At 55.4% G+C, this 12514-nt stretch carries 14 protein-coding genes; 8 read left to right on the top strand and 6 right to left on the bottom strand.

Going from position 1 to position 12514, the window contains the following annotated elements:
* Positions 1–491: 491 nt before the first annotated feature.
* Positions 492–971, top strand: a complete 480-nt coding sequence (locus tag PEL8287_RS01895; RefSeq protein WP_085890652.1) for a hypothetical protein — start codon at positions 492–494, stop codon at positions 969–971.
* 326 nt (positions 972–1297) lie between these two features.
* Here PEL8287_RS01895 and tsf read toward each other — a convergent pair whose 3' ends face one another.
* Both tsf and rpsB read right to left on the bottom strand, forming a co-directional pair.
* On the bottom strand, positions 1298–2173 hold the full coding sequence (tsf, locus tag PEL8287_RS01890; protein WP_085890651.1) for a translation elongation factor Ts: 876 nt from the start codon (positions 2171–2173) through the stop codon (positions 1298–1300).
* Positions 2174–2250: 77 nt separating this feature from the next.
* Positions 2251–3036: a 30S ribosomal protein S2 gene (gene rpsB / locus PEL8287_RS01885; protein WP_085890650.1), complete on the bottom strand. Its 786-nt coding sequence runs from the start codon at positions 3034–3036 to the stop codon at positions 2251–2253.
* Between the two features lie 281 nt (positions 3037–3317).
* On the opposite strand from rpsB, the gene PEL8287_RS01880 reads away from it, so the two are divergent.
* From PEL8287_RS01880 to PEL8287_RS01870, 3 genes are all read left to right on the top strand, one after another.
* Entirely contained in the window at positions 3318–4070 is a 753-nt protein-coding gene (locus tag PEL8287_RS01880; RefSeq protein WP_085890649.1) for an SDR family NAD(P)-dependent oxidoreductase, read from the top strand.
* Positions 4071–4100: 30 nt separating this feature from the next.
* The gene (locus tag PEL8287_RS01875; RefSeq protein WP_085890648.1) at positions 4101–5024 is read left to right on the top strand and encodes a pseudouridine-5'-phosphate glycosidase; all 924 of its coding nucleotides are present in this window, start codon (positions 4101–4103) and stop codon (positions 5022–5024) included.
* Positions 5025–5142: 118 nt separating this feature from the next.
* Positions 5143–5838, top strand: a complete 696-nt coding sequence (locus PEL8287_RS01870) for a DUF502 domain-containing protein (protein ID WP_085890647.1) — start codon at positions 5143–5145, stop codon at positions 5836–5838.
* Positions 5839–5964: 126 nt separating this feature from the next.
* Here the strand turns inward: PEL8287_RS01870 and PEL8287_RS01865 are convergent, their stop codons facing one another.
* Complete coding sequence (locus tag PEL8287_RS01865) at positions 5965–6738, bottom strand: 3-hydroxybutyrate dehydrogenase (protein ID WP_085890646.1); 774 nt, start codon at positions 6736–6738, stop codon at positions 5965–5967.
* A gap of 272 nt (positions 6739–7010) precedes the next feature.
* Here PEL8287_RS01865 and PEL8287_RS01860 point away from each other — a divergent pair, with 272 nt between their 5' ends.
* Genes PEL8287_RS01860 through PEL8287_RS01850 form a run of 3 tightly spaced genes read left to right on the top strand, consistent with a single transcriptional unit; the run spans position 7011 to position 9505 of the window.
* Entirely contained in the window at positions 7011–8840 is a 1830-nt protein-coding gene (locus tag PEL8287_RS01860; protein WP_085890645.1) for an extracellular solute-binding protein, read from the top strand.
* A 30-nt stretch (positions 8841–8870) separates the two neighbouring features.
* Positions 8871–8984 (top strand): entericidin EcnA/B family protein, encoded by a 114-nt coding sequence (locus tag PEL8287_RS01855; RefSeq protein ID WP_139837665.1) that lies wholly within the window; start codon positions 8871–8873, stop codon positions 8982–8984.
* 44 nt (positions 8985–9028) lie between these two features.
* Positions 9029–9505 carry an arsenate reductase ArsC gene (locus PEL8287_RS01850; protein WP_085890644.1) on the top strand — a complete coding sequence of 159 codons (477 nt, stop codon included), beginning with the start codon at positions 9029–9031 and terminating at the stop codon, positions 9503–9505.
* A gap of 170 nt (positions 9506–9675) precedes the next feature.
* Here the strand turns inward: PEL8287_RS01850 and rpsI are convergent, their stop codons facing one another.
* The 3 genes from rpsI to PEL8287_RS01835 form a co-directional block, all read right to left on the bottom strand.
* Positions 9676–10170 (bottom strand): 30S ribosomal protein S9, encoded by a 495-nt coding sequence (rpsI, locus tag PEL8287_RS01845; RefSeq protein WP_085890643.1) that lies wholly within the window; start codon positions 10168–10170, stop codon positions 9676–9678.
* On the bottom strand, positions 10170–10634 hold the full coding sequence (rplM, locus tag PEL8287_RS01840; protein WP_085890642.1) for a 50S ribosomal protein L13: 465 nt from the start codon (positions 10632–10634) through the stop codon (positions 10170–10172). The genes rpsI and rplM overlap by 1 nt, the downstream gene beginning before the upstream one ends.
* Before the next feature lie 164 nt (positions 10635–10798).
* A complete protein-coding gene (locus tag PEL8287_RS01835; protein ID WP_139837664.1) occupies positions 10799–12175 on the bottom strand; it encodes an aminotransferase-like domain-containing protein in 1377 nt (458 codons plus the stop codon).
* Positions 12176–12266: 91 nt separating this feature from the next.
* Here PEL8287_RS01835 and PEL8287_RS01830 point away from each other — a divergent pair, with 91 nt between their 5' ends.
* Positions 12267–12497: a DUF1127 domain-containing protein gene (locus PEL8287_RS01830; RefSeq protein WP_235862111.1), complete on the top strand. Its 231-nt coding sequence runs from the start codon at positions 12267–12269 to the stop codon at positions 12495–12497.
* Positions 12498–12514 lie beyond the last annotated feature (17 nt).

Here is a 12514-nt window from a genome sequence, read left to right as displayed (position 1 = left end):
GGCCCTCAATCTCCCGATTGAAAGTCCCGGCGTACAGGAAAGTTGTCACGAGGCAAGAGCGCAAGTGCTCTTTGGCGACGCCATCGCCGATTGCCAGATCGGCTTATAGCACCGGCGGGAAAGGCACCGCAATCTTTTAGGTCGTTTGATAAGGCCGGGCTGCCGGACAAATTTTGATTGGGCGTTCGGCGAAATTATTCCTTGGATGGCCGTTTTGCGGGACTTAGCGGCCTGATGCTGTTGCAGTGAATTTTGATTGCCAGCGGCGTTCAATTCGTTGAACCGCTCGCTGCACCGGTGTCGGACGTCTGAGTTGCCGGACATATCTGGCATTCGCAAAGGCGAGATTGACTGACGTATTCCGCCCAAGCGGAGAGCAAGCAAACGCCGAACCAACATCTGACAGAACTTTTGATTTATATCAGCTTGGAGCAGACGCCATCCGGTATTCTTTCTCTGTCTGCTAAACAGTATACAGGGAGATAAATGATATGTCGCTGAAGTTGTTGATTGAAATTCTTGCGGTGGCAGGTCTAACGACTGTGTCGCTTTCCGGCCCTGCTCTGGCGCACGATGTCAACCACACCAATGGATGGCAAAACGGTTGGGGGCAAGGCTACATGATGGGTCAGGGCCACATGATGGGTCCGGGGTATATGATGGGTCAGGGCCACATGATGGGTCCGGGGTACATGATGGGTCCGGGGTACATGATGACCCCCGACTTCAACCAACGGGGCAATGTCGGTCCCGGGATGATGCAAACACTGCGAGAGGATCTCGGTATCGACGATGTCAGGCACATGATGGAGCACAGACTTCGCTGGATGAACAACCCGAATCTGAAACTGGGTAGTGTCGAGGAAAAGGATACCGATACCATCACCGCCGACATTGTCACGAAAGACGGCTCGCTTGTGCAGCGACTGAACGTAGATCGTCATACCGGTTGGATGCAGCCGAGCCAATAACAGCGCGTTCCGCCACTGCATCGCCGCGCGTACAGTTTGGTTGCGCGGTTTTGCAAAACATGGCGAATGTTATTCAGTCTCGTCGTGTCTGCTTTAGAAGGCGCAAAACTGCCCTTAGCCGCACACGGCACGAAGGTCCGGTATGGGCCCGTTCCAACGGGCTGGATTTCTGCTCATGCGAAATGCTGCGGGACGTTATTGGGTAAAGAGGGCTCAGTGCGGACATTGGTCCGGTGATTTGATGCAAGACCAAAGGTCTTCCTTATTGGGCTCTTAAACGAAAAAGGGGCACCAGAAGGTGCCCCCGAACTTGGAAGGGTGATGGCTCAGCCGCCTGCCGCCGTCTTGGCGACCTCGGCGGCGAAGTCTTCTTTTTCGACTTCGATGCCTTCGCCCACTTCAAGGCGCACAAAACCGGTGATTTCGGCACCTGCTTCTTTGGCTGCCGCCTCGACCGTCAGGTCGGGGTTCATCACGAATGATTGGCCCATCAGGGTAACTTCGGACATGAATTTCTTCATGCGGCCGACGATCATCTTTTCGATTACCTGCTCGGGCTTGCCGGATTCGCGGGCGATATCCATCTGAACCTGCTTTTCTTTTTCAACAACAGCGGGGTCCAGTTCGGCCTCGTTCAGCGCGGCGGGGTTGGTGGCGGCGATGTGCATGGCAATCTGTTTGCCAAATGCCTCGTCGCCTTTCAACGCGACCAGCACACCGATTTTTCCCATACCGTCCGCGGCGGCGTTGTGAACATAAGCCACGACCGTGTCGCCCTCAACACTGGCCATCCGGCGCAGCGACATGTTCTCGCCAATGGTGGCGATTTTGGCGGTGATCGTGTCGGCCACAGTTTTGCCACCCAGATCGGTTGCGGCCAGTGCCTCAACATCTGCTGCTCCAATAGCGGCAGCAGCGATATCACGCACCATCGACTGGAAGTCGGCGTTTTTCGCAACAAAGTCGGTTTCCGAGTTGATTTCGACCGCAACACCGCGCCCGCCATCAACCTTTACGGCCACCAGACCTTCGGCAGCTGTGCGTCCCGATTTCTTGGCCGCTTTCGCCAGGCCCTTGGTGCGCAGCCAGTCAACCGCGGCTTCCATGTCGCCATCGGTTTCGGTCAGCGCTTTTTTCGCATCCATCATGCCTGCGCCCGTCGAATCGCGCAGTTCTTTCACCATTGCAGCTGTGATCGCCATCTTGGCTCTCCTCAAAATTCGTCAAATTGGATGAGGGCGGACGTATCCGCGCCTCATATCAGTCAGGTAAAAGCGGTTCAGCTTTCTGCGGCTTCTTCTGCCGGGGCCTCTTCGGCAACCACTTCTTCAACCAGGGCCTCTTCCATCGCGCCCAGATCAACACCGGCAGCACCCATTTGGGCTGTCATGCCGTCCAGGGCTGCGCGGCTGACCAGATCGCAATAAAGGGCGATGGCGCGCGCTGCGTCGTCGTTACCCGGAATAAGATAGTCGATGCCATCGGGCGAACAGTTGGTGTCAACGACGCCGACAACGGGAATGCCCAGCTTGTTGGCTTCGGCCACGGCCAGCGCTTCTTTTTTCACGTCGATGACAAACAGCATATCCGGCACGCCGCCCATTTCGCGGATACCGCCAAGGCTGGCTTGCAGTTTGGCCTGGTCGCGCTCGATACCAAGACGCTCTTTCTTTGTCAGACCCTCGGCACCACCTTCCAGTGCTTCGTCAATCTGTTTCAGCCGCTGAATCGATTTCGACACGGTCTGCCAGTTGGTCAGCGTGCCGCCAAGCCAACGGTGGTTCATGTAGTACTGCGCGCATTTTTCAGCGGCTTCTGCCACGGGCACGGCGGCCTGACGCTTGGTGCCAACGAACAGGATACGGCCGTTTTTGGCAACGGTTTCACGGATCGCATTCAATGCAGCGTCCAGCATCGGAACGGTCTGTGTCAGGTCCATGATGTGGATGCCATTGCGCGAGCCATAGATGAACTCGCCCATACGGGGGTTCCAACGCTGCGTTTGGTGGCCAAAGTGAACGCCAGCTTCCAACAGCTGACGCATTGTGAACTCGGGAAGAGCCATCGTCGTATTCCTTTTCCGGTTTTCGCCTTGGCACGGGGTGTAAAGCGGATGCTTCAACCGGTGGACACAATGGGGATGTCTCCCCCATCAGCCCGCCCATGCCTGCGGATTTCAATGTCGCGCGTATAGCGGCCCCTACCAGACAGCGCAACCCTGTAAAACAAACTACGCCTTTTACACCAAACCAAAGCCACTGGTGATGACTAACACTGCATTTCGGTTTGGACATTCGCCTAAACTATGGCCAATCATGTCGTCAAACATGAAAGGGTTACTTGCGAATGATCACTTATGATTTTTCAAACCGCACCGCCGTCGTTACCGGCGCGGGCGGTGGCATGGGCTTTGAGATCGCAAACATGCTTCTCGATGCGGGTGGATCGGTTGTGATGATTGACGTCAAAGCTGAGCCAAGCGGCCTGAATGGTACGCCTGACCAGCGATTCTATGCGCAGGGTGATCTGACCGATACCGACTTTGTCGAGGAAACGATTCAGGCCGGTGCCAAGCGTTTCGGCGGCATCCACTATCTGGCCAACGTGGCTGGTGTTCTGTGGTTTGAGCAGGATGCCTCATTGCTTGAAATGGATCTGGATGTCTGGGACCGCGTATTTGACATCAACCTCAAATCCATGGTCCGCACCGCCCGCGCCGTTGTCCCGCACATGCAGCGCGCGGGGGGCGGGGCGATGGTGCATTTTTCATCCACGCAATGCCTGCGCGGAGACCCCCTGCCCCAGGATGCCTATTCAACCGCCAAGGCCGGCGTGGCTGCCCTGTCCCGTTCCCTGGCTATGCAGCTTGCCGGCGAAAACATCCGCTCGAACACTATTTATCCCGGTCTGACACAAACCCCGCTTCAGGCACGGTGGGACACGCCGGAAAAAATCAGGGATGTTGGTGGCTTTGTTCCCATGGGCCGCATCGGCACGCCTCAGGAATTGGCCGCAGTTGCGGTTTTCCTGCTGTCGGATGGCGCGTCCTACGTAACCGGCGCCGATCTGGTGGTGGACGGAGGACTGTTGCTGAAATAGCCGATCTGCCGTTCCGAAAGGTCTTGTCTTATGTCGATGCTTCAATTCTCACCCGAAGTTGCCGAAGCCAAACGCAATAACATCCCGTTGGTTGCGCTTGAAAGCACGATAGTAACCCATGGCATGCCGTTTCCCGACAACCTGGAAACCGCCTGGAAAGTCGAAGAAACCGTTCGGGACGCTGGCGCTGTTCCGGCTACAATTGCGGTTCTCGACGGCACCCTGCATGTAGGGTTGTCCGAAGGTGAACTTGAAGAACTTGCACAGGCGCAAACCGTGGCCAAGCTCAGCCGCGCCGATCTGGCGGTCTGCATGGCAACCGGGAACACAGGATCAACCACCGTTGCCGCGACGATGATCGCTGCCGCGAAGGCAGACATTGCGGTCTTTGCAACGGGCGGTATCGGTGGGGTCCACCGCGGGGCCGAAGACAGCTTTGACATTTCGGCTGATCTGCATGAATTGGCACAAACCCCAGTCACTGTCGTTTCCGCCGGGGCCAAGGCGATACTTGATCTGCCAAAAACGCTGGAAGTTCTTGAAACCCTTGGTGTGCCGGTTATTGCTTTCGGACAAGATGATTTTCCGGCCTTCTGGTCGGCCAGTTCGGGCTTGCGCGCACCACTTCGGATGGATGAGGCTGCACAGATTGCCCGCGCCCATCTGGTGCGATCAGAACTGGGCCTCAAGGGCGGACAATTGGTGGCCAACCCGATACCCGACGACAATCAGATCCCTGCATCCGAGCTTGAACCGTTGATCTACCGCGCCGCACGCGAGGCGCAACAGCAGGGTATCTCCGGCAAAGATGTCACCCCGTTCTTGTTGAACCGGATATTCGAGTTGACGCATGGCCGGTCGTTGAAAGCCAATATTGCGCTGATCTGTAACAACGCACGCGTCGCAGCTGCTATAGCTGCAGAAATAAACACCGCGCTCACATCCAGAGGTTGACCCTGGCCGCCAATTTGCGCTTGAGAACATCCAAAAGCGCATCTGCAGACTTTGCCCCATTGTCGCAGGACGGTTTTCTGCTTACATACCGACTGTTCCTAACCGTCTGCATTGAAACATGAACACACCCTTCGACGAAGAACCACCGCACCCCAAAAAACCGGGTATGTTCTCGGGCCTGCGCGCCAGTTTTCTGACTGGTCTGGTTGTTATCGCGCCAGTAGGGTTGACCGTCTGGCTGATGTGGACGCTTGTGGGCTGGGTAGATGGCTTTGTGCTGCCGCTGGTTCCGTATAAATTTAATCCCGAGAAATATATTGGCATCAACCTTCGCGGTGTAGGTGTGATATTTTTCCTGTTCTTCACGATCTTCGTGGGATGGGTCGCCAAGGGGCTGATTGGCCGATCTTTGATACGGTTCGCCGAGTCCCTGGTTGAGCGGATGCCGGTCGTCCGGTCGATTTATTCCGGCGTCAAACAGATCGCTGAAACGGTTTTTGCCCAGTCCGAACGCAGCTTTGAAAAGGCCTGCCTGATTCAGTATCCTCGCAAGGGCATCTGGGCGATTGGCTTTATCTCGACCACCGCCAAGGGCGAGATTTCACGCAGGGCAGAAACCGGAGGCGAGTTGATGAGCATCTTCCTTCCGACAACGCCCAACCCGACATCAGGTTTTTTGCTTTTCCTTCCCAAGGAAGACATCATTGAACTCGACATGAGTGTCGAAGAAGCGGCGAAACTGGTGATTTCGGCCGGGCTGGTCTATCCGAATATGGAAGACCCCGAAAAGCCCAAGATCGCCATCGCCAAATAAAATTTATCCCGTTGCCTGAAGGGTTTCGGCTACAGGTCAATCACGACGATTTTTTTATTGAAAATTGAAACGGAGGGGGCCGTGCCCCACCGCTTCTGATCAGACCAACGGCGCAGAGCAAATCACCTATAGCGCGGTCCAGCCACCATCAACGCTGATTGTGGTTCCTGTGATTTGGGCCGCCGCGTCTGAACACAGGAACAGGGCGGTTCCGCCCAACTGTTCAACGGTCGCGAACTCTTTGGACGGTTGCCGTTCCAGCATGACCTTCTTGATTACCTCGTCGCGGTCCATGTCGTATTTCTTCATGGTGTCGGGAATCTGGGCCTCGACAAGCGGAGTCAGCACATAACCGGGGCAGATGGCATTGGCGGTGATCGGCTCTTGTGCTGTTTCCAGTGCCACAACCTTGGTCATGCCGACGATCCCGTGTTTGGCGGCAACATAGGCCGATTTATAGGGAGAGGCCGTCAACCCGTGCGCCGAGGCGATATTGACCACCCTGCCCCATCTGGCCTTGCGCATCACTGGCAGGGCCGCGGCAGTGGTATGAAACGCTGATGACAGGTTGATCGCGACAATCGCATCCCATTTCTCAACCGGAAATTCGTCTATCGGCGCAACGTGCTGAATTCCTGCGTTGTTTACAAGAATGTCGCAGGTTCCGGCCTTTTCAATCAATGCGCGACATTGGTCCGCTTTTGACATGTCGGCCTGAATGTAGCGTGCGGTCACGCCATGCTTTCTGCCAATTTCCTCGGCCAGCGCATGATCTTCTTCCGAATCAGTAAAGGAGTTCAGCACCACATTGACTCCCGCCTTTGCCATCTCTTTCGCAATACCCAAACCGATACCCGAATTTGACCCGGTGATGACCGCGGTCTTACCTGCAACGCTCATAGTAAATCTCCCTTGATTTGCAGGTGCAGCATAGAAGCTGCCTTTGCAAATTGCACGTCTTAGAAGATCACGGTTTCGGGATAAAAAAAACGCCCGCACGAAGCGGGCGTTAAGTTATTGAGGCAGGTTTCATACAGGCAAGAAACCTATCGAGCAGTGATGCCTTTATAAGCAATCCGACGCCTTCCTCCAAGCTAAAAGTTTGATAAGGCTTAAAACCGGCTTTACGGTCGGCCACATATAAACAAGCGACGTCAGGGATTGTTGTCAAAATGAGATCAGAATTTTTCCGCGCATTCAGGGCGGCAATCGTGACGACGACAGTGATTTTTTCCACTCAATCAGCCCTTGCGGACAAGATGCATGGCATAGCTATGTATGGGCAACCCGCCCTACCACCTGATTTTGTGTCCCTCCCTTACGCCAACCCCGACGCCCCCAAGGGTGGCCGGGTGGTTACCGGCAATGTCGGCGGCTATGATTCGCTTAATCCCTTCATCCTGAAAGGCGAGCCGCCCTGGCAACTTAGATTCCTTTCATACGAGTCACTTATGGGGCGATCATGGGACGAACCGTTTACTCTTTACGGCCTTCTGGCCGAATCGGTCGAGGTGGGACCGAATCGGGAATGGGTTGAATTTACCCTCCGCGCGCAGGCCCGATTCTCGGATGGCAGCCCGGTCACGGTCGAGGATGTGATCTGGTCCTACAACACATTGGGTACGAAAGGGCATCTGCGCTATCGCGGGTTTCACAAAAAGATAGCCAGCATTACCGCCACCGGCCCCCGCTCGGTCAGGTTAACCTTCAACGAAGAAGACCGTGAACTTGCGCTGATCGCCGGTTTGCGTCCGATCCTTAAAAAGTCGCAATGGGAAGGCCGCGATTTCGCCGAAAGCAGCATCGAGGATATCCCTGTTGGCACCGCCCCCTACGTGGTCGACAATTTTGAGTTGGGCCGCAGCGTCGTGCTGCGTCGTAACCCCGATTACTGGGGAAACGATCTGCCTTTGCGCCGTGGAACCAATAACTTTGATGAAATACGCATCGAATTCTATGGCGACAACACCGTTCTGAAAGAGGCCTTCAAAGGCAAGGCGATCAGCTATGTCCGCGAATTCAATGCCGAACGCTGGGAAACCCAATATGATTTTCCGGCTGTTCAGCGGGGTGAGATCGTGAAATCGGAAATTCCCCATCAACAACCTTCGGGTATGACAGGGTTTGTGATGAACACGCGCCGCGCACCGCTGGAGGATTGGCGGGTACGCGATGCGCTGATCCATGCCTTTAATTTCGAGTTCATCAATGACACCCTGACCGGCGGACGCCAACCACGCATCACCTCGTATTTCTCGAATTCAGAACTGGGTATGAAAAACGGCGCTGCGACGGGCCGGGTACAAGAGTTATTGAAACCCTTCGCAAATCAGCTGCTTCCAGGCGCGCTCAAGGGCTATGCCTTGCCTAAAAGCGACGGCACCAAACGCAACCGCAGCAACATCCGCACGGCCATGAAACTTCTCCAAAAGGCTGGTTGGACCGTTCAAGAGGGTGTACTCAAAAATGCCAGTGGCCAACCGCTCCAGCTAGAGGTCCTGTTGCAACAGGACGGGCTTATTCAGCAGGCCACGGCGATCATGGATATCTATGCGCGCGCGTTGGAGCGTCTTGGGATCACCCTCACTGTGACGTCCGTCGACAAGGCGCAATATGCCGAGCGTGAGCGGAACTTTGATTTCGACCTGACCTTCATGCGCCGCTCGATTTCGCTTAGTCCGGGCAACGAACAAAAGTTCTACTGGGGGTCTGAAGCCGCCGATCAACCGGGCAGCCGTAACCTGATGGGAATGAAATCCCCGGCGGCTGAAGCCATGATCGACGCCATGCTCAAATCCGAAACGCGCGAGGATTTCATAGCCGCCAGCCGCGCGCTTGACCGGGTGCTGACAACCGGCCGCTACGTCATCCCGATCCATCAGTATGCTGTGGGCAGGATTGCCCATGTGAAGGAATTAAAGTACCCTGCCGATCGTCTGCCTATCTACGGTGATGGCATCGGATTCCTACCCGAGGTATGGTGGTATGAGGCAGAAGAATAAACAGGCAACGTTAACCGAAAGGCTGGACTCATGAAGAAACTGATTGCTTTGGGCCTGATCACAATCCTTGTCGGTTGTGGCACTGTCGAAGGTGCCGGGCGCGATATTTCGGGGGCGGCACGCGGCGTGAAAAGCTGGTTCTGATCTTCCGTCACATCAGTGTCATACAGATGTAGTTATAGAACAGCATGAATATTCTTGTTCTTTGCACTGGAAATTCCGCCCGCTCAATCCTGCTTGAAGCCATCTTCAATACCGCAGGCATGGGCCGCGTACGTGCCTATTCCGCCGGGTCGCAACCCGCCGGCAAAGTTCATCCCCAATCGCTGACCCTGTTGGATGAAATGGGTTACGACACATCGAATGCACGGTCCAAAAGCTGGGATGAATTTGAAGGGCCCGACGCGCCCCACATGGATATAGTTATCACCGTCTGCGGTTCTGCTGCTGCCGAGACCTGCCCGATCTGGCCTGGTGCCCCCATCCGTGCCCACTGGGAGGTCGAAGACCCGGCTACCGCACCCGAGGCCCTCTGGGATAACGCCTTTAGCACGGCCTATGACGTCCTCAACAGGCGGGCAACCGCACTGCTCAAACTGCCGATCGAGAGGATGGACGCAGAAGAACTGAAAGCGGCCCTTGACCGCATTGGAAAACTGGCCTGACTTAAGCGTTTCGAAATAAATCTGACGCACAAGTTTCTTCGATCATTAGGGTATGGGCGTTTCGTGAAAAACCCATGATCTAGCTTTGTCGCGAAACGCTGGAACCCAGTCCCGCGCAACGAAAAAGGCCGCCCTTGCTGGCGGCCTTTTCCGAAAGATATGTAATTGGCTTAACGCTTGGAGAACTGGAAGCTCTTGCGCGCTTTGGCCTTGCCGTATTTTTTACGTTCAACCACACGGCTGTCGCGGGTCAGGAAACCTGCGGCTTTTAGCGCGCCACGAAGGCTGGGATCATAAAGCTGCAGGGCCTTCGAGATACCGTGCTTTACTGCACCGGCCTGACCTGACAGGCCACCGCCTTTTACGGTGGCATTCACATCAAACTCACCGACGACACCGGCAACGCTGAAGGGCTGTGCCAGGATCATCTGCAACACGGGGCGTGCAAAATAGGCCTTCATCTCGCGACCATTGACCACCACTTTACCCGAACCGGGTTTGATCCAGACGCGGGCAACCGCATCTTTACGTTTGCCTGTGGCATAGGAACGGCCCAGTTCGTCGCGAACCTGCTCGTGGCGGACAAGAGTTTCAGTAGCGGCATCGGCGGTTACGCCTTCGGCAACCGCTTCCAGACCTTCGAGGGATTTGATTTCTTCAGTCATCAGTAAGCCACCCGCGTATTTTTGGGATTCATGGATTTGACATCCAGCACAACGGGGCTCTGGGCCTCGTGGGGGTGCTCGGCGCCAGCGTAAACGCGCAGATTTGTCATCTGGGTCCGGGCCAGAGTGTTGCCGGGCAGCATGCGTTTGACCGCCTGCATAACAACGCGCTCGGGGTGCTTGCCTTCCAGAATTTCACCGGTGGTGCGCGATTTGATCCCGCCGGGGTGGCCGGTGTGCCAATAGTTCGGCTTGGCGCGTTTGTTGCCAGTCAGCTGAACCTTTTCGGCATTGATGACGATCACGTTGTCACCCATGTCCATGTTCGGGGTAAAGCTAGCCTTGTGCTTGCCACGCAAGCGCATGGCGATGATCGACGCAAGACGGCCCAGAACAACGCCTTCAGCGTCGATCAGAATCCATTTCTTGTCGATATCTGCCGGAGTCGCAGAGAAAGTTTTCATTTCAGGTATAACCCTATATCTTGACGTGTCAGGACCGACGCATGCGCCTGTCCGGGTTTGATGGGCGGGTTATATAGAGAACGGATGTCACGTCAATGACGTTTGGCGTTAAATAATCTAATTAAATCATTAGCTTATTATTTGGGTATTATATTACCCCACCTTCAGACGCCAATTTCCTCTTGTGGATTGTCCAGAATGGTCCGTACCTTGTCGACAGCATTTTCAAAACATTCCGCGGCAATCTGCGAATTGACGGCCAGTCTAACGCAGTGAGGAGCGCGCGCATCCCGTGCAACGAACTCTTCCGATGATTTCAGGATCACCCCCTGCGCCTCGGCCACACGGACAAACCGACTGGCGCGCCAGCCCCTGGGCAATGAAATCCACAGGAATGGCACATCCTCATGCCACTTCACGTCATGACCACCCAGATGATTAACGGCCTGACGCACTTTGCTGGCTATTGTTGCCCGGGTCTCGCTTAGCGTGCTGTCCAAACGTTTGTCATTCAGAATCTCTAGGGTCGTATCGGTCAGGATCCTCGACAGTCCGAAACAACTAAACGCCACTGTGCGCGCCAGGTCACTGGCCTGTCCACTGGGGGCAATCGCCCAACCAACCCGCAAGGCCGGGCTGAACGATTTCGACAGCGAGGAAACATACCAGCCCAGATCAGGCAGCAGTGCACGATAGCTTTCGGCGCTGGCGGGCGTCACCTTGTAACAGTCATCATCGACGATATTCATGCCATAGCGACGCGCGACACGGGCAATCTGATACCGGCGCTCCGGCGTGGTGCGGCGTAGTGTAGGATTGTTCACCTCAGAGGAGGTCAGGAAAACCTGCGCGCCAAATTCACGCGCCGCAGATTCGATCTGATGAACTATTGGTCCGTCTTCGTCACAGTCGATTGTGATCACCCGGGCCCGGCACAGGTCGGCCGCACGTCGAAATCCGGGATAGGCTTGTGCCTCGATCAACACCACCGGATCAGGCCCCCGCAATACCGTCTGCAGAACAGCTATGATTGCACTTTGCGCCCCGTGTGTCAGTACAATGTCATCCACATCAAAGTTTCCAACTGGCAGATCAGCCAATAAGCGCCGCAATGTACTGCGCAATTCCTGATTTCCTTCACGGTTTGGATAATCGGTCAAGTCGACAACATCCCCGCGATCAGCCACCCTGTGCATCGCGTCTCGCGTTATCTCAACCTGACCGGCGTCAGGCAAAACCGGGCTGCGAAGATAAACCCTTTCCGGCCAGTCGGCTGGTTTTGCGCGCTTTGGTTTTTCGTCGGCTACATAGGTGCCTCGCCCCACCCCTGCAACCAAGCGGCCTTCACTGATCAATATGGAATACGCCCGCGCTGCTGTACCTGGCGTGACACCAACCCGATAGGCCAGGTCCCGCACCGGCGGTAATTTCTGCCCCGGCATCAGAGTTTTATCCGCAATGCCTTTCCGCAAAGCATCGGCCAACGCCAAATATTTGGAGCGTCCGGTTTTCGATAGGTCAGGCTGCCAAATTGTATCCATTACAATCTTTCTCTGGACGGTACACATAGCATTTTGTATCAGTATACCTGCAAGTAAATTTAACTTGTGTCAATACAAAATGGAGGTTCCCATGCCTGCAATGCGCACGATTAACCTGTCTGATAGCCTCAGCAAACTTGACCTTTACCAACCTCCCTTGGTGGCGCGCTGTGCCATCTGGCTTGCCGTGACGCTGACCGAATGGGACATGAAGCAAAGAACACGTCGACAGCTTGCTGGCCTGGATGACAGGCAATTGCGTGACATCGGCATCGAACGCGACGCGGCTGATACGGAGGCCGCCCGCCCCTTCTGGCGTTAACCATCCCCGACCGCCAG

It is taken from the genome of Roseovarius litorisediminis (assembly GCF_900172295.1).
Lineage (GTDB): Bacteria > Pseudomonadota > Alphaproteobacteria > Rhodobacterales > Rhodobacteraceae > Roseovarius > Roseovarius litorisediminis.
The sequence above is the reverse complement of the archived record's forward strand: the minus strand, read 5'-3'. Positions and strand labels throughout refer to the sequence as shown.

What these genes read in the sequence shown, in the direction of transcription:
- rpsI (WP_085890643.1), bottom strand. Translation starts at nt 10,170, where the DNA reads ATGACTGAAGAAATCAAATCCCTCGAAGGTCTGGAAGCGGTTGCCGAA.
- rpsB (WP_085890650.1), bottom strand. Translation starts at nt 3,036, where the DNA reads ATGGCTCTTCCCGAGTTCACAATGCGTCAGCTGTTGGAAGCTGGCGTT.
- PEL8287_RS01850 (WP_085890644.1), top strand. Translation starts at nt 9,029, where the DNA reads ATGAATATTCTTGTTCTTTGCACTGGAAATTCCGCCCGCTCAATCCTG.
- PEL8287_RS01860 (WP_085890645.1), top strand. Translation starts at nt 7,011, where the DNA reads ATGAGATCAGAATTTTTCCGCGCATTCAGGGCGGCAATCGTGACGACG.
- PEL8287_RS01830 (WP_235862111.1), top strand. Translation starts at nt 12,267, where the DNA reads ATGCCTGCAATGCGCACGATTAACCTGTCTGATAGCCTCAGCAAACTT.
- PEL8287_RS01875 (WP_085890648.1), top strand. Translation starts at nt 4,101, where the DNA reads ATGTCGATGCTTCAATTCTCACCCGAAGTTGCCGAAGCCAAACGCAAT.
- PEL8287_RS01870 (WP_085890647.1), top strand. Translation starts at nt 5,143, where the DNA reads ATGAACACACCCTTCGACGAAGAACCACCGCACCCCAAAAAACCGGGT.
- PEL8287_RS01855 (WP_139837665.1), top strand. Translation starts at nt 8,871, where the DNA reads ATGAAGAAACTGATTGCTTTGGGCCTGATCACAATCCTTGTCGGTTGT.
- rplM (WP_085890642.1), bottom strand. Translation starts at nt 10,634, where the DNA reads ATGAAAACTTTCTCTGCGACTCCGGCAGATATCGACAAGAAATGGATT.
- PEL8287_RS01835 (WP_139837664.1), bottom strand. Translation starts at nt 12,175, where the DNA reads ATGGATACAATTTGGCAGCCTGACCTATCGAAAACCGGACGCTCCAAA.
- PEL8287_RS01865 (WP_085890646.1), bottom strand. Translation starts at nt 6,738, where the DNA reads ATGAGCGTTGCAGGTAAGACCGCGGTCATCACCGGGTCAAATTCGGGT.
- PEL8287_RS01895 (WP_085890652.1), top strand. Translation starts at nt 492, where the DNA reads ATGTCGCTGAAGTTGTTGATTGAAATTCTTGCGGTGGCAGGTCTAACG.
- PEL8287_RS01880 (WP_085890649.1), top strand. Translation starts at nt 3,318, where the DNA reads ATGATCACTTATGATTTTTCAAACCGCACCGCCGTCGTTACCGGCGCG.
- tsf (WP_085890651.1), bottom strand. Translation starts at nt 2,173, where the DNA reads ATGGCGATCACAGCTGCAATGGTGAAAGAACTGCGCGATTCGACGGGC.